1 protein-coding gene is annotated in these 261 nt (G+C 76.6%); it reads right to left on the bottom strand.

The genetic code is table 11. The annotated features are described in order from the left end of the window. On the bottom strand, positions 1-184 hold a 184-nt coding region (locus tag SB764_RS41670), incomplete at its 3' end, for a DUF2894 domain-containing protein (protein WP_410866986.1). Between the last annotated feature and the right edge of the window lie 77 nt (positions 185-261).

Consider the following 261-nt stretch of genomic DNA (forward strand, 5'->3'; position numbering starts at 1 on the left):
GTCGCTCGTCCAGCCGGGCGCGGGCGGCGCCGGCGTGGGTGGCCGCGCGCCGGGCCAGCGCCTCGATGAAGTGGAAGCCGACCGGATCGAGCCGGTCATCGCCGCGCTCGCGCCAGGCCTGCAAGATGACGGACGTGGCCTCGGCGGACGTGGCGTCGGGCGCGGCATCCGCGCCGGCCGTCAGCGCCAGGCCCAGGCCGCCATCACTGGCCACGCGCGGCCTCCGTGCCGTTGGACGGCTTGGGAAGGGGCATGATCTCG

It is taken from the genome of Paraburkholderia sp. SIMBA_027, assembly GCF_046535315.1.
GTDB classification, from domain to species: domain Bacteria; phylum Pseudomonadota; class Gammaproteobacteria; order Burkholderiales; family Burkholderiaceae; genus Paraburkholderia; species Paraburkholderia tropica.